3 protein-coding genes are annotated in these 23,658 nt (G+C 71.5%); all 3 read left to right on the top strand.

The window, feature by feature from the left end; all coding sequences use genetic code 11:
* Positions 1–65 precede the first annotated feature (65 nt).
* Positions 66–845, top strand: coding sequence for a thioesterase II family protein (locus OHB21_RS21450; RefSeq protein WP_067513816.1), 780 nt, complete (start codon positions 66–68; stop codon positions 843–845).
* Between the two features lie 222 nt (positions 846–1,067).
* A complete protein-coding gene (locus OHB21_RS21455) occupies positions 1,068–14,312 on the top strand; it encodes a type I polyketide synthase (protein WP_228791306.1) in 13,245 nt (4,414 codons plus the stop codon).
* 60 nt (positions 14,313–14,372) lie between these two features.
* Positions 14,373–23,645, top strand: coding sequence for a type I polyketide synthase (locus OHB21_RS21460; RefSeq protein ID WP_407674998.1), 9,273 nt, complete (start codon positions 14,373–14,375; stop codon positions 23,643–23,645).
* Positions 23,646–23,658: the final 13 nt, after the last annotated feature.

The following is a 23,658-nucleotide window of genomic DNA, read 5'->3' on the forward strand; positions in this document are numbered from 1 at the left end:
CGGGCCGCCCGCGCCGGCCACCCTGCCGCGGATCGGGCGGGGCTCCGACGAACTGAGGGATTCCCATGGTGGACACCGACACTCGCGCGGGGGCGGGCCGCTGGGTCCGGCAATTCGGTCCCGCGCCCGACGCCGCGCACCGGCTGGTGTGCTTTCCGTACGCCGGCGGCTCGGCGAGCTACTTCTTCCGGCTGACCAAGGCGCTCGCGCCCGAGATCGACGCGGTCGCCGTGCAGTATCCGGGCAGGCAGGAGCGTCGCGCGGAACCGATCATCGAGGACATCGGCGACCTCGCCGACCGCGTCACCGAGGCCGTGCTGCCCTGGATCGACCGGCCGGTGTCGTTCTTCGGGCACAGCATGGGGGCGGCTGTCGCGTTCGAGGTGGCGGTCCGATTGCAGCAGACCGGTGTGACGCTGACCGAGCTTTTCGTGTCCGGCAGGCGGGGGCCGGGCACGTTCCGGGACGAGCGCACTCACTTGGCAAGCGACCGAGAGCTTTTGGCCGACGTGCGGCGGCTGGGCGGCACCGACACGGCCGCGCTGGACGACCCCGAGATCGCGGCTATGGTGCTGCCGGTCATCCGTGGGGACTACCGGGCCATCGAGCGCTACCGGCGGGCGGGCGGGCCCGTATTGCGTTGCGGTATCACGGCATTCACCGGGGACGCCGACCCGAAGGCCACCGTCGAGGAGGTGGCCGAGTGGGGCGCGCACACCGAGGGCGCGTTCACGCTGCGCGAGTTCGCCGGCGGGCACTTCTTCCTCAACCAGCACGCCGACGCGGTGGCGGGCGCGCTGCGGGCCCGGCTGACCGGCGCGGAATCCGTCGCCGACGTGCGTTGACGACCGGCGCGTCATCTTTCATTATCCGGTCATTGTTTTTCCGGAAACCATTTGTCGCACAGTGATCGAAACGAATAGGGCGGCCCGTACCGGCCGCCCTGTTTCGTGTTCGTGAGGGCGCGATTACTCGCGGATTACCGAGCCGTGCCCCGCGCATTGCTACGTTGTCGTTACGTCCATGGTGATCGACTGTTTTCCGGTGGGACTAAGGGGAGAATCGCTTTGACTTCGACACACGCCGCTGGCGCCGCCGAAATCGCCATCACGGGATTCTCGTGCCGGTTGCCCGGCGCCGCCGATCCGGCAGCATTCTGGGAATTACTTCGGTCCGGAAACGATGCGATATCGGCGTGGCCCGCCGGACGCACGGAATTCCGCACTCCCACCGCGACCGGCATCCGCCGCGGCGCGTTCCTCGCCGACGTGACGGGGTTCGACGCGCAATTCTTCGGCATCTCGGCGCGCGAGGCCGCGGCGATGGACCCCCGGCAGCGGCTCGTCCTGGAACTGGCCTGGGAAGCGCTCGAGGACGCGGGCACGGTCCCGGACCGGTTGCGCGGCACCGACGCGGCCGTCTTCGTCGGGGCGCACCGCGACGACTACGCGGCGCTGCTGGCGACCGCCGAGGACGCGTCGATCACCCACCACACGCTCACCGGCGCCAGCCGAGGCGTCATCGCGAACCGGCTCTCCTATTTCCTCGGCGTGCGCGGGCCCAGCCTGACCGTCGATTCGGCGCAGTCGTCGTCGCTGGTCGCGGTGCACCTGGCCTGCCAGAGCCTGCGCTCGGGCGAGGCGTCGACGGCGCTGGTCGCCGGGGTCAACCTCAACCTGGCCGAATCCGGCGCGGTGGCCACCGAACGGTTCGGCGGTCTGTCGCCCACGGGCACCTCGGCGGCCTTCGACGCGAGCGCCGACGGTTTCGTGCGCGGCGAGGGCGCGGTGGTGCTGGTGCTCGAACCGCTGGCCGAGGCGCTCGCGGCCGGTCGCCGGGTGCACGGCGTCATTCTGGGCAGCGCGGTGAACAACGACGGCGCGACCGACGGGCTGACCGTCCCCGGGCAGCAGGGCCAGGAGCAGGTGCTGCGCGAGGCGTACCGGCGGACCGGTGTCTCGCCCGCGCAGGTGCAGTACGTGGAGGCGCACGGCACCGGCACGCCCGTGGGCGATCCGATCGAGGCGGCCGCCCTTGGCGCGGTGCTGGGTGCGGGTCGTGCGGCGCCGCTGCGGATCGGGTCGGCCAAGACCAACGTCGGCCACCTGGAGGGCGCGGCCGGGCTCACCGGACTGTTGAAAGTGCTGCTGGCACTGAAGCATCGGCAGTTGCCGCCCAGCCTCGGGTACTCCGAGCCCAACCCGGCCATAGCGTTCGACGAGCTCTCGCTCGCGGTGCAGACCGAACTCACGCCGTGGCCCGCTCCCGATGCGGCGCTGTTGGCGGGCGTGAGTTCGTTCGGCATGGGTGGCACCAACTGCCACGTGGTGGTCGGGGCCGGTCCCGACCCCGAACCGGCCGCGCCGGGCCGTTGCCCCGCGGTGGTGCCGCTGGTGCTGTCGGCCAAGACACCCGAGGCCTTGGCCGCCGCGGCGGGCCGGCTGGACCTGACCGGTCGCGACGCGGTGGACGTCGGGTGGTCGCTGGTGCGCACCAGGGCGAGTTTCGAGCACCGCGCCGTGGTGTGGGGCGCGGACGAGCGGGCGTTGCTCGGCGGGCTGGCGGCGGTCGCCGCCGGGCTGCCCTCGCCCGCACTGGTTTCCGGACGGGTGGAGCCCGGCGCCCTGGCCGTGGTGTTCGCGGGCCAGGGTGGCCAGCGGACCGGCATGGGGCTGGGGCTGTACGCCGAATACCCGGCCTTCGCCGCGGCTTTCGATGAGGTGGCGGCCCATCTGGACGGCGAACTCGAGCGCCCCCTGCGCGAGCTCATCGCGTCCGGCGCGCGGCTGGACGAGACCGGTCACGCCCAGCCCGCGCTGTTCGCGCTCGAGGTGGCGCTGTTCCGGCTGGCGGAATCCTGGGGTGTGGCACCGGATTTCGTGGCCGGGCACTCCATCGGCGAGATCGCCGCCGCGCACGCGGCCGGTGTGCTCTCGCTCGCCGACGCGGCGCGGCTGGTCGCGGCGCGCGGCAGGCTCATGCAGGCGCTGCCCGCGGGTGGCGCGATGATCGCGCTGGAGGCGAGCGCCGAGGAGGTCGCCCCGCTCTTGGCCGGGCGGCCCGAACTCGGGATCGCGGCGATCAACGGGCCGCGAGCCGTGGTTGTCGCTGGCGCCGAGGCGGACGCGCTGGCCGTCGCCGAGCAGTTCGCGGGGCGCGGGCGCAAGGTGAAGCGCCTGCGCGTCTCGCACGCGTTCCACTCGCCTCTCATGGAGCCGATGCTCAGCGAATTCGCCGATGTGGTCGGCACTTTGCGCTTCGAGCAACCCCGGCTGCGGGGCGTGTCGTCGGTGACCGGTGGCGACGCGACCGACTGGGCGTCCGCCGACTACTGGGTCGAGCACGTTCGCAAACCCGTCCGTTTCCTCGACGCGGTCCGCGCGCTGGAGCGAGCCGGTGTGGCCACCGTGCTGGAGGCCGGGCCCGACGGCGTCTGCTCGGCGATGATCGCGGACGCGGCCGAGCATCCCGAGCGCATTGCCGCCGTGCCCGTTCTGCGGCCGGACCGGTCCGAACCGGAGACCGCCGTGGCGGCGGCCGCCCGCCTGCACGTGCGCGGGGCAGGAGTGGATTGGGCGGCGCTGTTCGCCGAAAGCGGTGCGCGCGTGGTGGATCTGCCGACGTACCCGTTCCAGCGCAGGCGGTACCCGCTGCCGGGTGCGTCCGCTGATTGGAGCGGAGCGTCCGTTGCTGACGCGACGGAGCGCAGCTCCCACGGGACGGAGAACCGCTCCGATGGGCAAACGGCCGCGCACCAGGCGGTACCCGGCGCCGGGGGACAGTCGGCCGTTGCGGAGAACGGCTCCTCCCAACGTAACCTCCCCGCAGACCTCGATCACCTGGTCCTCACCCACGTGCGCGCCGTGCTCGGACTCGACCCCACCGAGCGCTTGGACGAGCGCGCCCGCTTCCGCGATCTCGGCTTCGATTCGCTGCTCGGTGTCGAGCTGCGCACGTCGCTGGCGCGCGCGCTCGACCGATCGCTGCCCGGCGGCCTGCTGTTCGACTACCCGACGCCCGCGGCGCTGATCGAGTTCCTGCGCGCCGAACTCTCCGGCGCGGCAATCGATCTCGACGCCGTGTCGGCGGTCGCCACCACCGACGACCCGATCGCCATCGTCGGCATGGCCTGCCGCTTCCCCGGCGGTGTGACCGGCCCGGACGAGCTGTGGCGCGTGGTGCTCGACGGCGTCGACGCCACCTCGGAGTTTCCCGCCGATCGCGGCTGGGACGACGCGCTGTTCGACGCCTCACCGGAGCGGGCGGGCCGCAGCTATGTCCGGCGCGGCGGATTCCTCGACGGCGCGGGCGATTTCGACGCCGGACTGTTCGGCATCTCCCCGCGCGAAGCGCTCGGCATGGACCCCCAGCAGCGGCTGCTGCTCGAAACATCCTGGGAGGCGGTGGAACACGCGGGCATCAACCCGCAGTCACTGTCCGGCACCCGCGCCGGGGTCTTCGTCGGCGCCACCACCTCCGACTACGGTCCCCGGATGCACACGCCCGCGGCGGGCACCGACGGCTACGTGCTCACCGGCACCGCGCCGAGCGTGATGTCGGGCCGCGTCGCCTACCAGCTCGGGCTGCTCGGGCCCGCGCTGACGGTGGACACCGCGTGCTCGTCGTCGCTGGTCGCGATCCATCTCGCGGTGCGCTCGCTGCGTTCCGGCGAGGCGACGCTCGCGCTCGCGGGCGGTGTCGCGGTGATGGCGAATCCCGGGATGTTCGTGGAGTTCTCGCGTCAGCGCGGCCTGGCGCCCGACGGCCGGTGCAAGCCGTTCGCGGCGGCGGCCGACGGCACGGCGTGGGCCGAGGGCGCGGGTGTGCTGGTGCTGGAGCGGCTTTCGGAGGCGCGGCGGCACGGGCGCCGGGTGCTGGGGGTGATCCGTGGCACCGCGATCAACCAGGACGGCGCGTCCAACGGGCTCACCGCGCCGAACGGGCCCGCGCAGCGGCGGGTGATCGCGAGCGCGCTGGCCGACGCGGGCCTGACCGCCGACGCGGTGGACGCCGTGGAAGCCCACGGCACCGGCACCGCGCTCGGCGATCCCATCGAGGCCGACGCGATCCTCGCCACCTACGGCGCGCGGCACGCCGAGGACCGTCCGCTGTATCTCGGTTCGCTCAAATCCAATATCGGGCACGCCCAGGCGGCCGCCGGCGTCGGCGGTGTGATCAAGATGGTGCAAGCGCTGCGACACGCGACCCTGCCCAAGACGCTGCACGTCGACGCGCCCACTCCACACGTGGACTGGAGCGCGGGCGCCGTGGAACTGCTTGTGGAACAGCGAGATTGGCCACGCGGTGAGCGACCGCGTCGCGCCGGCATCTCGTCGTTCGGCATCAGCGGCACCAACGCCCACCTGGTGCTCGAGGAGGGCGATCCGAGCGCACCCGTCGCGGCCGACCACGCGGACGAGACGGTGGCCTGGTTCCTGTCCGCCCGCGATCGCGCGGCGCTGCGGGCCCAGGCGGACAGGCTGGCCGACTTCGTCTCCGCGCGACCGGAACTGCCGGTCGGCGCGGTCGCGCGCTCGCTGGTGACCTCGCGCGCCCTGCTGGACGAGCGAGCCGCGGTCTTCGGGCGCACCGCCGACGAGCTGCTGGCCGGTCTGCGCGCGCTGCGCGACGATGCCGACGCGCCCGGTCTGGTGACCGGCCGCGCCGCGAAGACCGGGCGCACGGCGTTCCTGTTCACCGGACAGGGTGCCCAGCGGCTCGGCATGGGCCGCGAACTCCACACGCGCTCCGAGGTTTTCGCCGCCGCGTTCGACGACGTGTGCACCGCGTTCGACCCGTGGCTGGAGCGCGGGCTGCGCGAGGTGGTCTTCGGCGACGACGCCGATCTGCTGGACCGCACCGAGTACACCCAGCCCGCGCTGTTCGCGGTCGAGGTCGCGCTCGCGGCGCTGTGCGCGCACGCCGGACTCGTCCCGGACCTCGTCGCGGGGCACTCGATCGGGGAACTCGCCGCGCTGCACGTCGCGGGCGGCATCGGCCTGGCCGACGCGGCGCGGCTGGTGGCCGCGCGCGGCAGGCTCATGCAGGCCGCGCGGGCGGGCGGCACCATGGTCGCGATCGCCGCGACCGCCGAGGAGATCGCCGAATCCCTCGGTGCCGGTGTGGATCTCGCGGCGGTAAACGGCCCCGACGCGGTCGTGCTCTCCGGCGACGCCGAGGCCGTGCGCGCGGTGGCCGACCGGTGGCGCGATGCCGGACGCCGCACGCGCGAACTCCGGGTGAGCCATGCGTTCCATTCCGCCCACATGGACGGCGTGCTCGACGAGTTCCGGCAGGTGGCCGCCTCGGTGCGATTCACCGCGCCGGCGATTCCCGTGGTGTCCACCTACGCGCCGGGCGAGGCCGACTCGAGCTCCCCGGACTACTGGGTGCGCCAGCTGCGCGGCACCGTGCGGTTCCACGACGCGGTCCGGCGGCTCGAGCGCGACGGCGCGCGGGTCTTCGTGGAGATCGGGCCGGACGCGGTCCTCACCGGTCTCGCCCGCGCTTCCTTCGCCGAGAGTGGGTCGGTGGCGGTGGCGTTGCAGCGCGACGGCAGGCCGGAGGACGAGACGTTCCGCGTGGGCGTCCACACCGCGCACGTGTACGGCGCACCCGCCGAACCGACCGCGCTGTACGAAACCGATTCCGCGCCTGTGGAATTGCCCACCTACGCCTTCCAGCACACGAGGTACTGGCTGCCCACCGGTACGGACCGGTCCGACACCGGGCATCCGCTCCTCACCGCCCGCCTCGATCCCGCCGACCGCGACGAGGTGCTGTTCGGCGGGCGCGTCACCGGCGCCGACCACGGATGGCTGCGCGATCACGTCATCGCCGACACCGCCCTGCTGCCCGCCACGGCGTTCGTGGATCTCGCGCTCGCGGCGGCGGGCGAGGTCGGCGCGGGACAGGTGTCGGAGCTGGTGGTGGAGGCGGCGCTGCCGCTCGACGGACCCGTCGACCTCCAGGTCGTCGCTGCCGCCGCCGACGACACCGGACGGCGCGCGCTCGCGATCCACGCCCGGCCCGCCGATGATGGCGGCGCATGGACCCGGCACGCGTCGGGCTTCCTCGACGCCGAGGCTCCCGCCGCCGCACCCGTGGGTGCGTGGCCGCCCGCCGACGCCGAGGAGGTGCCGGTCGGCGACCTCTACGAGCGGCTGGCCGAGATCGGCTACGCGTACGGTCCGGCGTTCCGCCTGGTCACCCGGCTCTGGCGGCGCGAAGGCGAGTTGTTCGCCGAGATCGGCGAGGTGACCGGTGCGGACCGGTACGCCGTGCATCCGGCGCTGTTCGACGCCGTGCTGCATCCGCTGGTGCTGGAACTGGCGGCGTCGTCGGAACCCGGAGAGTTGTTGCTGCCCTACGCGTTCACGGGTGTGCGCGTCGCGAATCCAGGCCGAGGTGCGCTGCGGGCGCGACTGACGAGCACGGGGGACCGGTCGGTCACCATCGCGGTCTCGGGTGCGGACGGTACGCCGGTCGTCACCGTCGACTCGCTCGATCTGCGCCCCACCGCCGTCGCCGGATCGGCCACGCGCCCACCGCTGTACGGCGTGACGTGGTCGCCGCTGCCCGGTGCGGACCAGGCCGACGCCGTCGCGGTGGAGGTGCCCGCCGGTCGTGGACCGGAGGCGGCGCATGCGGGCGAGGCCGACGCCGTGGCGCTGGAGGTGCCCGCGGGCCGTGCACCGGAAGCGGTGTACGCGGCGGTTTCACTTGCCGCACAGACGATTCGGGAGCGCATCGCCGACGGCGCGCCACCGCTGGTGCTGATCACCCGCGGCGCGGTCGCCGTCACCCCGGACGAGCGGGTCACCGATCTCGCGGGCGCGGCGGTCTGGGGCCTCGGCCGGGTCGCCGCCACCGAGCACCCCGGCCGGTTCCTGCTGCTCGACCTGCCCGAAGGTGAGGAGATCGGCGCCTGGCCGCGCCGCGCCGTGGGCAGCGGCGAGAGCCAGCTGGCCGTGCGCGACGGAAAACTGTTCGCGCCCAAGGTGATCAAGCGCACCGCCGCCCCCGCACCCCGCCCGATCCGCACCGATGGCACGGTGCTCGTCACCGGCGGCACCGGTGGACTCGGCGCGCTGATCGCCAAGCACCTGGTGACTGCGCACGGTGTGCGGCACCTGGTGCTGGTCAGCCGTCGCGGCCCGGCCGCGCCCGGTGTGGACCGGCTGCTCGGCGAACTCAGCGACGCGGGCGCCACCGCGCGCGTCATCGCCGCCGATGTCGCGGACGCCGCCGGTGTGGCCGACGTGCTGGGCGCGATCCCGGACGACCGCCCGCTGCGCGCGGTGGTGCACGCCGCGGGCACGCTGGCCGACGCCACCCTCGACGCGCTCACCGACGAGCGGATCGCCACCGTGTTGCGCCCGAAGGTGGACGCCGCCTGGTACCTGCACGAGGCCACCGCGGAGCTGGATCTCGATGCGTTCCTGCTGTTCTCCTCGCTGTCGGGCCACGTGGGCACGGCCGGCCAGGGAAGCTACGCGGCCGCCAACACCTATCTCGACGGCCTCGCCGCGTACCGGGCCTCGCTCGGCCTGCCCGCGCTGTCACTGGCCTGGGGTCTGTGGGAAGCGGGCATGGGCACCGGTCTCTCGGACACCGACGTCGAGCGCTGGAAGCGCGTCGGCACTCCGCCGCTGACCGCCGACCAGGGGCTCGCGCTGTTCGACGCGGCTCTCGCGCACCCGGATCCCGTTGTGGTGGCGGCACGTATCGACACGGCCGCCGCCGCGGCGAACGGTCCCGCGATCCTGCACCCGCCCACCCGTCGCACGACCGCCGCCCGCGGGGGCGGATGGGCCGCCGCGATCGAGGCGCTGCCCGAGGACGAGCGTGCCGCCGCGATCCTCGACTACGTCACCGCGGCGAGCGCCACGGTGCTCGGCCACACCTCGGCGGCCGGCATCGACGTGGACACCGCCTTCCGCGAACTCGGCTTCGACTCGCTGGCCGGGTTGGAGCTGCGCAACAAGGTCAGCGCCGACACCGGCATCGCGCTGTCGGCGACCGTGGTCTTCGACCATCCGTCACCCGCCGCCTTCGCGGCCCACCTCGGCGAACTCCTGAAGCCCGAGAAGACCACCACCGCAGTGGCTTTCACGGCCACCGCGCGCACCGACGACGACCCGATCGTCATCGTGGGCATGGCCTGCCGCTACCCCGGCGGGGTGCGCACGCCCGCCGATCTGTGGCGGCTGGTGAGCGAGGGCGTGGACGCCATCAGCGAGTTCCCGGTCAACCGGGGCTGGAACGTGGACGACCTGTTCGATCCGACCGGCGAGCGCGGGGGCACCTCGATCACCAAGCAGGGCGGCTTCCTGCACGAGGCGGACGTATTCGACGCGGCCTTCTTCGGTATCTCGCCGCGCGAGGCCACCGCGATCGACCCGCAGCAGCGCCTACTGCTCGAAACCTCTTGGGAGGCAATGGAAAACGCCGCCATCGATCCGGCCACGTTGCGCGGCAGCCGCACCGGCGTGTTCACCGGCGCGATGTACGACGACTACGCCGTCCGCGTGCAGGGCGCCGCGGGCGAGTTCGAGGGACTGCTGCTGGCGGGCAACCTGTCCAGCGTCGTATCGGGCCGCCTGTCCTACACCTTCGGCTTCGAAGGTCCCGCGATCACGGTGGATACCGCGTGCTCGTCGTCGCTGGTCGCGCTGCACCTGGCCGCGCAGTCGCTGCGCAGCGGCGAGTGCGATCTCGCGCTCGCCGGTGGCGTCACCGTGATGTCCACGCCGAACACTTTCATCGAGTTCTCGCGCCAGCGTGGGCTTTCCGCCGATGGTCGGTGCCGTTCTTACGGTGCGGGTGCGGGTGGTACGGGGTGGTCGGAGGGTGTGGGTTTGGTGGTGTTGGAGCGGTTGTCGGATGCGGTGGCTGGGGGTCGTGAGGTGTTGGGGGTGTTGCGGGGTTCTGCGGTGAATCAGGATGGTGCGTCGAATGGTTTGACGGCGCCGTCGGGTCGGGCGCAGGAGGGTGTTGTGCGGGCTGCGTTGGTGGATGCGCGGTTGTCGGGTGGTGGTGTTGATGTGGTGGAGGGTCATGGGACGGGGACGCGGTTGGGTGATCCGATTGAGGTGGGGGCGTTGCAGGCGACGTATGGGCGGGAGCGTCCCGAAGGCCGGCCGTTGTATTTGGGTTCGTTGAAGTCGAATATTGGTCATGCGCAGGCTGCTGCGGGTGTGGGTGGTGTGATCAAGATGTTGGAGGCGATGCGGCGGGGAGTGCTGCCGAAGTCGCTTTATGCGGAGGAGCCTTCGACGGAGGTGGATTGGTCGTCGGGGACTATCGAATTGCTGTCGGAGGCGCGGGAGTGGCCGGAAACGGGGGAACCCCGCCGGGCGGGCGTGTCGTCGTTCGGTGTAAGCGGCACCAACGCCCATGTCATCCTCGAACAAGCGCCCGAACCCGCCGTCACCGCCCGACCGGATGTGCCGGTGCCGTGGATCCTGTCCGCCAAGGACGACGACGGCCTGCGCGCGGTCGCCGAACGGCTGCGCGACCACCTGGACGGCGCCGGAGCGGACCAGTCCACCGTCGACATCGCCCACACCCTCGCCACCGGGCGGGCCCGCCACGACGTGCGCGCCGCGTTCGTCGGCGACCGTGCCGCGGCGCGCGCCGCGCTCGCCGATATCGCCACGGGCGCACCGAATTCGACGGTGGTCCGCACCGGACGGGGGCGGCGCGGCAAGCTCGCCTTCCTGTTCACAGGGCAGGGCAGCCAGCGCCTCGGCATGGGCCGCGAACTCTACGAGTCCTCGCGGGTCTACGCCGACGCGTTCGACGCGGTGTGCGCCGAACTGGACCCGCAGTTCTTGCGGCCCTTGAAGGACGTGCTGTTCGCGCCCGTCGACTCCGCGGACTCCGCGCTGCTCGACCAGACGCACTACACCCAGGCGGCGCTCTTCGCGGTGGAGACCGCCTTGTACCGCACGGTCGAAAGCTACGGCCTGCGACCGGATTACGTCACCGGCCACTCGATCGGCGAGGTTACCGCCGCGCACGTGGCCGGGGTGCTCGACCTGCGTGACGCCGCCGTCCTGGTCGCGGCGCGCGGGCGCCTGATGCAGGCCGCCCGGTCGCGCGGGGCGATGATCGCCGTGCAGGCCACCGAGGCCGAAGTGGCCGGAACCCTGGCGCCCTACGGGGAGGCCGTGGTGATCGCCGGCGTGAACGGCCCGCAGTCCATGGTGATCTCGGGCGACGCCGGACCCGCCGAACAGGTGGCGGCGCTGTGGCGCGAGCGCGGGCGCAAGGTCAAGCGCCTCCCGGTCAGTCACGCCTTCCACTCCCCGCACATGGACGGCGTGCTGGACGAATTCCACGCCGCCATCGCGGATCTGGACTTCCGGACTCCGCGCTTGCCGGTGGTGTCGAACGTGACCGGCGACATCGCCGACCCGGCCGCGCTGACCGATCCCGGCTACTGGGTGCGCCACATCCGGCTGCCCGTCCGGTTCCTCGACGGCGTGCAAGCGCTGGAGCGGGCGGGCGTCACCGATTTCGTCGAGATCGGCCCGGACGGTGTGCTGTCGGCGCTCGTGCAGCAGACGCTCGCCGAGGCCGGCGGTGTGGCGCTGCCGGTGCTGCGCGACGGACGACCCGAACAGCAGACCCTGATCTCGGCTGTGACCGCCGCTGCTGCGCGCGGTCACGGGGTGGACTGGGCGGCGCTGATCCCGGGCGGTCGCCGAATCGCGTTGCCCACCTATCCCTTCCGTGGCACGCGCTACTGGTTGGAACCGGTCGGACGCACGGCCGATATCGCGAGTTTCGGACTGGGGAGCGCCGACCACGCGCTGCTGGGCGCGGTTGTGCCGATCGCCAATCGCGACGAGTTCCGCTTCACCGTGCGCCTGGGCGCGGGGACGCACCCGTGGCTGGCCGATCACGGCGTGGACGGCGCGACCGTGGTCGCGGGCACCGCGCTGGTCGAGATGGTGCTGCACGCGGCGGGCCACGCCGGCTGCGACGAACTGGCCGAACTCACCATCGGCGCGCCGCTGACGCTGCCGCCGGGCGGGGTGACCGTCCAGGTCGGCATCGGCGCCCCCGATGAGCACGGCCGCAGGCAGGCCGAGATCCACTCCCGCACCGCCGACGGTGAATGGGATACGCACGCAACCGGATTCGTGGCCGTCGCGCAGGGCGAACCGGTCGACGCTCCCGCCTCGGGTGCCGAGCACAGCGAGGTCGACCTGACCGGGGTCTACGACCGGCTCGAGGAGCGCGGCTACCACTACGGGCCCGCCTTCCGAGGGTTGCGCCGCGTCCGCGCCGCCGACGGCGAACTGCTGGTCGAGGTCGAACTGCCCGAGGAACGCCACGGCGACACCGTCGATCTGCACCCGGCGCTGCTGGACGCGGCGCTGCACGCGCTGCTGCCGGGCGTCGTCACCGACGACTCGCCCGCCTGGCTGCCGTTCGTGTGGAGCGGCGTGCGAGTGGTCGCGACCGGTGCGGCCGCCCTGCGTGTGCGCCTCGGTGTGCTGGAGTCGAGCGCCGAGTCGATGCGGGTGTCCCTGCACGCCGACGACCCGTCGGGCAGGCCCGTCGCGACCGTCGAATCCCTTGTGCTGCGCCCGCGTTCGGCGATCGCGGCCACCACCGGCGTGGACGGATTGTTCGTGCCGCGCCTGCGTGCGATCCCCGCGGGCGAGGACGCCGTGGGCGTGCGGCTGGTCGACGCGACGACCGGCGCGCCGACCGAGGTGCTGCACGCGACGCTGGACACGGCCCGGGACTGGCTGTCCGAGCCCGGCGACGACCGGCTCGCCCTCGTCATCGCTTCCGGCGACCTGGCCCAGTCCGGTGTGCGCGGCCTGGTCCGGTCGGCGGCGGCGGAGAATCCGGGACGGATCACCGTGGTGGAGACCGACGGCACCGCCGCCGCGCACGAGCTGATCGACCGGGCCGCGCGATCCGGGGAACCGCACGTGATCGTCCGGGACGGCGCGCTGTTCGCGCCGCGCTGGGAACGGGTCCGGACCACCGGCGGACAGTCACCGGACTGGTCCGCCGGCACGTTGCTGATCACCGGCGGCACCGGCGCGCTGGGCGCGCTCATCGCCCGTCACCTGGTGGTCCGGCACGGCGCGACCGATCTGCTGCTGCTGAGCAGGCGCGGACCCGACGCACCGGGCGCGGCCGACCTCGCCGCCGAGCTGACCGCGCTGGGCGCGACGGTCGCTCTCGCGGCCGCCGATGTCGCCGACCGCGACGAACTGGTGGCCGCCATCGGTGACCGCCGGATCGGCGCCGTGATTCACACCGCGGGTGTCACCGACGACGGTGTGGTCACCGCGCTCACCCACGATCAGCTCGACCGCGTGCTGCGGCCGAAGGTCGACGCGGCGTGGAACCTGCACGAGGTCACCCTCGCCCACGAGCCCGCGGCGTTCGTGCTGTACTCCTCGGTCGCCGGACTTCTCGGCACCGCCGGGCAGGCCAACTACGCCGCCGCCAACACCTACCTCGACGCGCTCGCCGAGCACCGGCACGAGCGCGGACTGCCCGCCGTCTCGCTGGCGTGGGGCCTGTGGTCGGGGACCAGCGAATTGAGCGGCCACCTCGACGACGTGGACCTGCGCAGGCTGGCGCGCTCCGGACTCCAGCCGCTGGACCCGGCCGGCGCGCTCGACCTGTTCGACGCGGCGGTCGCGACCGGGGAACCGGTGCTCGCGGTGACCCGCCTCGACCGCGACGCCCTGAGCGGCGACACGGCGGCGCTGCCCGCACCACTGCGCGAACTGGTCCGCACCAGGGTGCGCCGCGCCGTCGCCGCGACCGGCGAACCGGACCTGCGGGACCGCCTCGCGAACCTGGACCACGACGGCCGGATCGCGGCGCTCATCGACTTCGTGCGCGCCAGGGCCGCCGCGGTACTGGGACACGCCGACCCCGGCGCCGTCACCGGGGACCGGCAGTTCCAGGAGCTCGGATTCGATTCGCTCATGGCGGTCGAACTGCGCAATGTGCTGGCCGGCGCGCTCGGGCTGACGCTGCCCGCCACGGTGATCTTCGACCACTCCAGCCCGGTCGCGCTCGCCGAACACCTGCTCGAGCAACTCGGATTCGAGGCACGCCCGCGGGAGACGTCGGTGCTGTCGCTCATCGACGGGTTGCGCCCGGCGATCACCGCGGCGCTCGAGGACTCCGCCGACGACAGCACGGCGATCGCGGCCAGGCTGCGCGAGCTGCTCGGGCTCGTCACCGCCGACGCCGATTTCGAGAGCCAGCTCGACGCGGCCTCCGACGAGGAGCTCTACGCGCTCGTCGACGAATTCGACTGAATTCGCCGCTGATACCCGTTCTTTCATTTCGACCCGTGTTTTGTGAAAGGTGATGGACCCATGGCCGATCAGGACAAGCTGCGCGAATACCTCAAGCGGGCGATCGCCGAAACCCACCAGGCCCGTAAGCAATTGGCCGAGGTGGAGGAATCGATGCGGGAGCCTGTTGCGGTGGTGGGTGTGGGTTGTCGTTTTCCGGGTGGGGTGGTTGATGGTGGTGGTTTGTGGGGTGTGGTTGAGGGTGGTTTGGATGTGGTGGGTGGTTTTCCGGTGAATCGTGGGTGGGATTTGGGTGGGTTGTTTGGTGGGGGTGTGGGGATGTCGTATGTGCGGGAGGGTGGGTTTTTGTATGGGGCGGATTTGTTTGATGCGGGGTTTTTTGGTTTGTCGCCGCGGGAGGCGTTGGCGGTGGATCCGCAGCAGCGGTTGTTGTTGGAGGTGGGGTGGGAGGCGTTGGAGTCGGCGGGTGTGGTGCCGGGGGTGTTGCGTGGGTCGCGGGCGGGTGTTTTTGCGGGGGTGATGTATTCGGATTATGGTTCGCGTGCTGGTGTGGGTGGGGATTTGGAGGGGTATTTGTTTGCGGGGAGTGCGGGGAGTATTGCGGTGGGGCGGTTGGCGTATGTGTTGGGGTTGGAGGGTCCGGCGATTGCGGTGGATACGGCGTGTTCGTCGTCGTTGGTGGCGTTGCATTTGGCGGCGCAGTCGTTGCGTCGGGGTGAGTGTGATGTGGCGTTGGCGGGTGGTGTGACGGTGATGTCGACGCCGCAGGCGTTTGTGGAGTTTTCGCGGTTGGGTGGGTTGTCTGTGGATGGTCGGTGCCGTTCTTACGGTGCGGGTGCGGGTGGTACGGGGTGGTCGGAGGGTGTGGGTTTGGTGGTGTTGGAGCGGTTGTCGGATGCGGTGGCTGGGGGTCGTGAGGTGTTGGGGGTGTTGCGGGGTTCTGCGGTGAATCAGGATGGTGCGTCGAATGGTTTGACGGCGCCGTCGGGTCGGGCGCAGGAGGGTGTTGTGCGGGCTGCGTTGGTGGATGCGCGGTTGTCGGGTGGTGGTGTTGATGTGGTGGAGGGTCATGGGACGGGGACGCGGTTGGGTGATCCGATCGAGGTGGGGGCGTTGCAGGCGACGTATGGGCGGGAGCGTCCCGAAGGCCGGCCGTTGTATTTGGGTTCGTTGAAGTCGAATATCGGTCATGCGCAGGCTGCTGCGGGTGTGGGTGGTGTGATCAAGATGTTGGAGGCGATGCGGCGGGGAGTGCTGCCGAAGTCGCTTTATGCGGAGGAGCCTTCGACGGAGGTGGATTGGTCGTCGGGGACTATCGAATTGCTGTCGGAGGCGCGGGAGTGGCCGGAAACAGGGGAACCCCGCCGGGCGGCGGTGTCGTCCTTCGGATTCGGCGGAACGAATGCTCATGTGATTCTGGAGCAGGCCCCTGAAGTCGAGCGTGAACCCGAGTCGGAGCCGACGGTGGTGCTTCCGGTCGTCCCCTGGCTCGTCTCCGGGAAGACCGCCGAAGCGGCCGAAGCGCAACTGGCCAAACTGCGGGAATTCGCCGCGCACTCGCCGGCCCGCCCGCTGGATATCGCCTACTCCCTGGTGACCACCCGCACGGTGTTCGAACACCGTGCCCTGACCTGGCCCGGCACGGCCACTTCCGACGCCGACTTCGGTCCCGTGACGGCGGGCGGTGAAGGCCTCGGCCTGGTGTTCACCGGGCAGGGCGCCCAGCGTATCGGCATGGGACTCGGTCTGGCCGAACGCTTCCCGGTCTTCGCCGAAGCACTCGACGAGGTCGCCTCGGTGATCGACCCGCTGCTCGGCGGTTCGCTGCGCGAGGCGATCGCCTCGGGCGAAGGACTGGACGGGACCGGTCTGGCCCAGCCCGCTCTCTTCGCGATCGAGGTGGCGCAGTGGCGCCTGCTCGAGTCGTGGGGCGTCCGGCCCCGCGTGGTCGCCGGGCACTCGGTCGGTGAGTTCGCGGCGGCGGTGGTGGCGGGGGTGCTGTCGGTCGCCGACGCGGCGAAACTCGTTGTGGCGCGAGGCAAACTCATGCAGGCGCTCCCCGAAGGCGGGGCCATGGTGGCCGTCACCGCGTCCGAAGAGCGGGTCGAACAACTCCTCACCGAACTCGCCGCCGAACGCGCGGCCGATCAGTCAGCCGGTCCCGCGGCCGATCACCTCGCCGGTCCCGCGGCCGGTGTTCTCTCGAACGGAAACGACTCCGCCCCGGCGACAGTCGGTGGGGTCTCGATAGCGGCGGTGAACGGGCCGGAGTCCGTGGTGATCTCGGGTCCGGCCGACGCCGTCGACCGGGTTGTCGCGGCGCTGGACGTGCGGCACAAGCGGCTCACCGTCAGCCACGCGTTCCATTCGGCGCTGATGGAGCCCATGCTCGAGGAGTTCCGGGCGGTCGCCGAATCCGTGACCTACGCACGGCCCTCCCTGCCATGGGTGTCTACCCTCACCGGTGCCCAGATCGACACCGTCGACGCCGGATACTGGGTGCGCCAGATCCGCCAGGCCGTCCGATTCGCCGACGCCGCAAGTACTCTCGATGAGCTGGGCTTGGCGGCGATCGCCGAAGTCGGCCCCGATGCGATCCTCACCCCGCTGCTCGACGGTCTCACGCAGACCCCCGCCGTCGCCTTGCAGGCGCGCAACCGGAACGTCGACGCCGAGAACAGTGGCGACTCCGTCACCGGCCAATCCGAGAGCCTGATCGACGGTCTCGCGCGGCTGCACTGCCTCGGCGCCGACATCGACTGGGCGGCCTTCTACGCCGGGACCGGCGCGAAGAAGGTGAAACTGCCGACGTACGCCTTCCAGCGGCAACGGTATTGGCTCCACCCGAGCACCCGGACCACCACCGGCGGCGGTCTGGACCCGATCGATCATCCGGTCCTCACCGGTGCGCTCCACGTGTCCGACGCCGACACCACGGTCCTCACCGGCACCCTCGACCCCGCCACGCAGCCCTGGCTCACCCAGCACACGATCGGTGCATCCACCATCGTGCCGGGAACGCTGCTGCTGGAACTCGCCTTCCGCGCGGCGGGCGCCGTGGAGCCCGAACTGTACCGGGTCGAGGAATTCACCATCGCGGGCGCGCTGGAACTCACCGATCGGCCGGTCACCGTCCGCGTGAATGTGGGCGCGGCCGATGACGAGGGCGTGCGACGGCTCGACATCCAGTCCCGGCCCGACGGCGAGCGCGACTGGCGCACGCACGCCACCGGATCGCTCGCTCCCGGCGACGACGCCGCCGAGGCGGATGCGCTCGAGCAGTGGCCGCCAGCGGGCGCCACCGAGATCGCCTTGGACGACGCCTACGACAACGCGGCCGACCACGGCTACGGGTACGGCCCGCTGTTCCGCGGTCTGCGCGCACTCTGGCGGCGCGGAGACGACTACTACGCCGAACTCACGCTGCCCGAGGATGATTCGGAGACCTCTTCCGGCGCATCGGGATTCACGCTGCACCCGGCGTTGCTCGACGCGGCCTCGCATCCGCTCGTCCCCGGCATCGCCGACCCCGATCGTCCCGCGCTGCTGCCGTTCTCGTGGTCGGGCGTGACCGTTCCGCGCGCGGCGGCTACCGCCCTGCGCGCGCACCTCGCCCCGGCCGGCGCCGACGCCGTCCGGATGGCGCTCACCGATGAACTCGGCACACCCGTAGTCACCGTGACTTCCCTGGCGCTGCGCCCGCAGGCTGCGGCGGCCACCGCCGACGACACGCTGTTCGTGCCGCAGTGGGACGAAATCCGTTCCCCGGCCGTGCCCTCCGATCGCAGTACCTGGGCGGCCATCGGTGACGACGTGCCCGGCGTGCCGACGCGGTACGCCGATCTGGGGGCCGTGACCGGCACCCATCCCGTCATCCTCTTCACACCCCGCGCCTCCCGCTCCGACGAGCCGACACCCGACGCCGCGCACGCGGTGATCGAGGACGCGCTGAACGCCGCGCGGACCGTCCTCACCGACGAGCGTTTCCGGGACACGCGACTCGTGGTCGCCACCGAATCAGCGGCGGGCCCCGGCGCGGACAACCTGGCCCACGCCGGCGTCTGGGGCCTGATCCGTTCGGCGCTCACCGAACAGCCCGACCGGTTCACCCTGATCGATGTCGACGGCGACCTCCGATCCTGGGACAGCCTCGATGCCGCACTGGCCACCGGCGAACCGCAGCTCGCGATCCGCGGCGGCGCACTGCACGTGCCGCGCCTGGCGCGCGTCCGGAAAACCGCTGCTGCCCAGCGCAATCCATGGACCACCGGCGCCGTGCTGATCACCGGCGGCACCGGCACGCTCGGCGCGGCCACCGCCAAGCACCTCGTCACCGCGCACGGAGCGCGACAGCTGGTGCTGCTGAGCAGGCGCGGCGCCGACGCGCCCGGCGCCGTCGAATTGCGAGACGCGCTGAGCGAACTCGGTGCCGAGGTCGCGCTGGTCGCCTGCGATGTGACCGACCGGGACGCGCTCACCGCCGTCTTGGCCGAGCATCCGGTGTCCGCCGTCGTGCACACCGCCGGTGTGCTCGCCGACGGCGTCCTCGCCTCGCTGACCACCGAGCAGCTGCACACTGTGCTGCGACCGAAGGTGGACGCGGCATGGGCGTTGCACGAGGCCACCCGCGCGCTGGATCTCGGTGCGTTCGTGCTGTTCTCGTCGCTGGCCGGTCTGGTCGGCACGGCCGGGCAGGCCAACTACGCCGCCGCCAACACCTTCCTGGACGCGTTGGCCGAGCATCGCCGGTCCGCAGGGCTGCACGCGCTGTCGATCGCGTGGGGACTGTGGGAGGAGAGCACCGGCCTCACCGACGAGATGAGTGCCGTGGACCGCGACCGCATCCGCCGCATCGGCGTGCGCCCGCTCTCCACCGAGGCGGGCCTGCGCGCCCTGGACGACGCGATCGGCCTCGACCACGCGGTGCTGGCCGCGACCGGACTCGACACCGACGCGCTGCGCAGCCCGGACGCCCGAGTGCCCGCGGTGCTGCGCCGGTTCGCACCGGCGCGTACCAGGCGGCGCACCGAGAGCGGACTCGCGGCGCGGCTGGCGCGCCTCTCCGCCACCGAGCGCGCGGCCGCGCTGCTCGATCTCGTGCGCGGCACCGCCGCGACGGTGCTGGGGCACAGCGATTCCGGTGCGGTCGACGCCGAAAGACAGTTCCAGGAAATGGGATTCGACTCGCTCACCGCGGTCGAACTCCGTAACAAACTCGGTGAAGCCACCGGGGTGCGGTTGCCCGCCACGCTGGTCTTCGATCACCCGACGCCGGCCGCGCTGGCCGCGCGGCTCTCCGACGATCTGGCCGGCGCCGAGAAGCGCGCGCCGGCGGTCGCCATCACGAGGGTGGCGTCCGAACCGGACGAGCCTGTTGCGGTGGTGGGTGTGGGTTGTCGTTTTCCGGGTGGGGTGGTTGATGGTGGTGGTTTGTGGGGTGTGGTTGAGGGTGGTTTGGATGTGGTGGGTGGTTTTCCGGTGAATCGTGGGTGGGATTTGGGTGGGTTGTTTGGTGGGGGTGTGGGGATGTCGTATGTGCGGGAGGGTGGGTTTTTGTATGGGGCGGATTTGTTTGATGCGGGGTTTTTTGGTTTGTCGCCGCGGGAGGCGTTGGCGGTGGATCCGCAGCAGCGGTTGTTGTTGGAGGTGGGGTGGGAGGCGTTGGAGTCGGCGGGTGTGGTGCCGGGGGTGTTGCGTGGGTCGCGGGCGGGTGTTTTTGCGGGGGTGATGTATTCGGATTATGGTTCGCGTGCTGGTGTGGGTGGGGATTTGGAGGGGTATTTGTTTGCGGGGAGTGCGGGGAGTATTGCGGTGGGGCGGTTGGCGTATGTGTTGGGGTTGGAGGGTCCGGCGATTGCGGTGGATACGGCGTGTTCGTCGTCGTTGGTGGCGTTGCATTTGGCGGCGCAGTCGTTGCGTCGGGGTGAGTGTGATGTGGCGTTGGCGGGTGGTGTGACGGTGATGTCGACGCCGCAGGCGTTTGTGGAGTTTTCGCGGTTGGGTGGGTTGTCTGTGGATGGTCGGTGCCGTTCTTACGGTGCGGGTGCGGGTGGTACGGGGTGGTCGGAGGGTGTGGGTTTGGTGGTGTTGGAGCGGTTGTCGGATGCGGTGGCTGGGGGTCGTGAGGTGTTGGGGGTGTTGCGGGGTTCTGCGGTGAATCAGGATGGTGCGTCGAATGGTTTGACGGCGCCGTCGGGTCGGGCGCAGGAGGGTGTTGTGCGGGCTGCGTTGGTGGATGCGCGGTTGTCGGGTGGTGGTGTTGATGTGGTGGAGGGTCATGGGACGGGGACGCGGTTGGGTGATCCGATCGAGGTGGGGGCGTTGCAGGCGACGTATGGGCGGGAGCGTCCGGAGGGTCGGCCGTTGTATTTGGGTTCGTTGAAGTCGAATATCGGTCATGCGCAGGCTGCTGCGGGTGTGGGTGGTGTGATCAAGATGTTGGAGGCGATGCGGCGGGGAGTGCTGCCGAAGTCGCTTTATGCGGAGGAGCCTTCGACGGAGGTGGATTGGTCGTCGGGGACTATCGAATTGCTGTCGGAGGCGCGGGAGTGGCCGGAAACAGGGGAACCCCGCCGGGCGGCGGTGTCGTCCTTCGGATTCGGCGGCACCAACGCCCACGTCATCCTCGAACAAGCCCCGGTGATCGAGCCCGAACCGGAACCCGAACCCACAGTCCATCTCCCCGTCGTCCCCTGGCTCGTCTCCGGAAAGACCACGGAAGCCGTTGCGGGACAGATCGAGAAACTGCGGGACCACATCGCTGGCTCCCCGGAACTCCGCCCGCTCGATATCGCCTACTCCTTGGCGACCACCCGCACCGCCTTCGAACAGCGCGCGGTGCTCTGGCCCGAAACCATCGGCGGACAAACTGATCCGACGCACGACGGCTCCGCCGAATCAGCTACCAACGAAGTGGCCTTCGGTCCCGTCGCGGCCCGTTCGGGCGGTCTGGGCCTGGTGTTCACCGGGCAGGGCGCCCAGCGTATCGGCATGGGACTCGGTCTGGCCGAACGCTTCCCGGTCTTCGCCGAAGCACTCGACGAGGTCGCCTCGGTGATCGACCCGCTGCTCGGCGGTTCGCTGCGCGAGGCGATCGCCTCGGGCGAAGGACTGGACGGGACCGGTCTGGCCCAGCCCGCTCTCTTCGCGATCGAGGTGGCGCAGTGGCGCCTGCTCGAGTCGTGGGGCGTCCGGCCCCGCGTGGTCGCCGGGCACTCGGTCGGTGAGTTCGCGGCGGCGGTGGTGGCGGGGGTGCTGTCGGTCGCCGACGCGGCGAAACTCGTTGTGGCGCGAGGCAAACTCATGCAGGCGCTCCCCGAAGGCGGGGCCATGGTGGCCGTCACCGCGTCCGAAGAGCGGGTCGAACAACTCCTCACCGAACTCGCCGCCGACGGCCACCCGAACGGCAACGGTTCCGCCCCAGCGGCCGCCGGGGTCTCGATAGCGGCGGTGAACGGGCCGGAGTCCGTGGTGATCTCGGGTCCGGCCGACGCCGTCGATCAGCTCGTGGCACGACTGGATGTGCGGCACAAGCGATTGACGGTCTCGCACGCATTCCATTCCGTCCTGATGGAGCCCATGCTCGAGGAGTTCCGCGCTGCCGCCGAATCCGTGACTTACGCACCGCCCTCGCTGCCATGGGTGTCGACCCTGACCGGCGAATCCCTCGAAGCTGTCGACGCCGGATACTGGGTACGCCAGATCCGCAAGGCCGTCCGATTCGCCGACGCCGCGAGCACTCTCACCGGATTCGGGCTCGCGGCGATCGCCGAAGTCGGCCCCGACGCGGTCCTCACCCCGCTGCTGGCCACCCTGACCGACACCCCGGCCGTCGCGTTGCAGCGGCGGAACCGGGACACCGACGACGCCGTAGCGGGACAAGCCGAGCACCTGATCGACGGTCTCGCGCGGCTGCACTGCCTCGGCGCCGACATCGACTGGGCGGCCTTCTACGCCGGGACCGGCGCGAAGAAGGTGAAACTGCCGACGTATGCCTTCCAGCGGCAACGGTATTGGCTCCAGCCTACGGCCGCGGCCGTCACCGGCGGCGGGTTCGATCCGGTCGCGCATCCGGTGCTCACCGGCGTGCTGCACCTGCCCGACACCAGCCTGCTCAGCGGCACCCTCGACCCCGCCGCCCAGCCCTGGCTCGCCGCGCACACCGTCGAAGGCGGCACCTTGGTACCGGCGGCGGTGCTGGTCGAAGCGGTGCTGCGAGCCGGTGACGAGGTCGGCGCCGACACCGTCGACCACTTGGAATTGGCCCGCCCCCTGCTGATTCCGGATACACGCCACCTCGAAATGCAGATCGTCGCGCACCCCGCCGACGACGCGGGGCTGCGCAAGGTGGAAGTGCGCGCCCGGCTCAACGGCGCGGACTGGGCGACAGCGGCGACCGGCGCACTCGCCAGCGGCGGCAACACGCCGAGCGCTGCGGACTTCGCCACCGTCTCGACGGTCACTCACCGCCTGGCACCGGAAACAGATTCGGAGCCAACCGGTTTCGTACTGCATCCGCTACTGCTCGACGCCGCGTTGCCCGGCAGGCTCGACGGTCACACCGTGGTCGCACCGACGGTGTGGCGCGGAGTCCGGCTGCACGCCACCGGAGCCGACAGCATCCAGGCCGGTGTGCGTCCCCTCGACGGCGACGCGGTAGCCGTGCGGCTGACGGACCCCGCGGGCAACCCGGTACTCACCGCGAATGCGGTCGAGTTCCACGCGGTGCCCTTGGACGAGACCGGTGACACCTCGTCCGACACGCGCCCCGTGGTGGTGCACCGCCCGACCGCCGTGGCGGCCGACGCCGCGGCCGAATTCGCCGGTCGCCTGGCCGAACTCGACCCCGACCGCCGCCACGCGGAGGTCGTCGACCTGGCCCGCACCCAGGTCGCGGCCGTCCTCGGCATCGCCGATCCGGCGGGCATCGACGCCGAACGCCAGTTCCAGGACCTCGGCTTCGACTCCATGACCGCCGTGCAACTGCGCGACCGTCTGGCGGCGGCGACGGGCGCCACCCTGCCCGCCACCGTCGTGTTCGACCGGCCGACGCTGAACGCGCTCGCCGAGTTCGTGCTCGACGCGCTGCGCCCGCCCGCCCCGTCCGAGACCCTGTGGGCCGAACTGGACCGGCTCGAGCAACTCGCGGGCACGGTGGACGGCCCGGACCGCGACCGGATCGCCGACCGGCTGCGCGGCCTGCTGTCGCGCTGGTCGGACGGTCGGGCGGCGCCGCCCGAGTCCGCCGAATCGAGTCTGCGATCGGCCTCGACCGCGGAACTGCTGAGTTTCATCGACGACGAACTCGGCCGCGTCGGCGACGACCACGCCTGAGCAGAAGAAGGGG

Source organism: Nocardia puris (assembly GCF_036051655.1).
Lineage (GTDB): Bacteria > Actinomycetota > Actinomycetes > Mycobacteriales > Mycobacteriaceae > Nocardia > Nocardia puris.

Excerpts from the sequence above, each read along its gene's own strand:
- OHB21_RS21450 (WP_067513816.1), top strand. The coding sequence starts at position 66 with ATGGTGGACACCGACACTCGCGCGGGGGCGGGCCGCTGGGTCCGGCAA.
- OHB21_RS21460 (WP_407674998.1), top strand. The coding sequence starts at position 14,373 with ATGGCCGATCAGGACAAGCTGCGCGAATACCTCAAGCGGGCGATCGCC.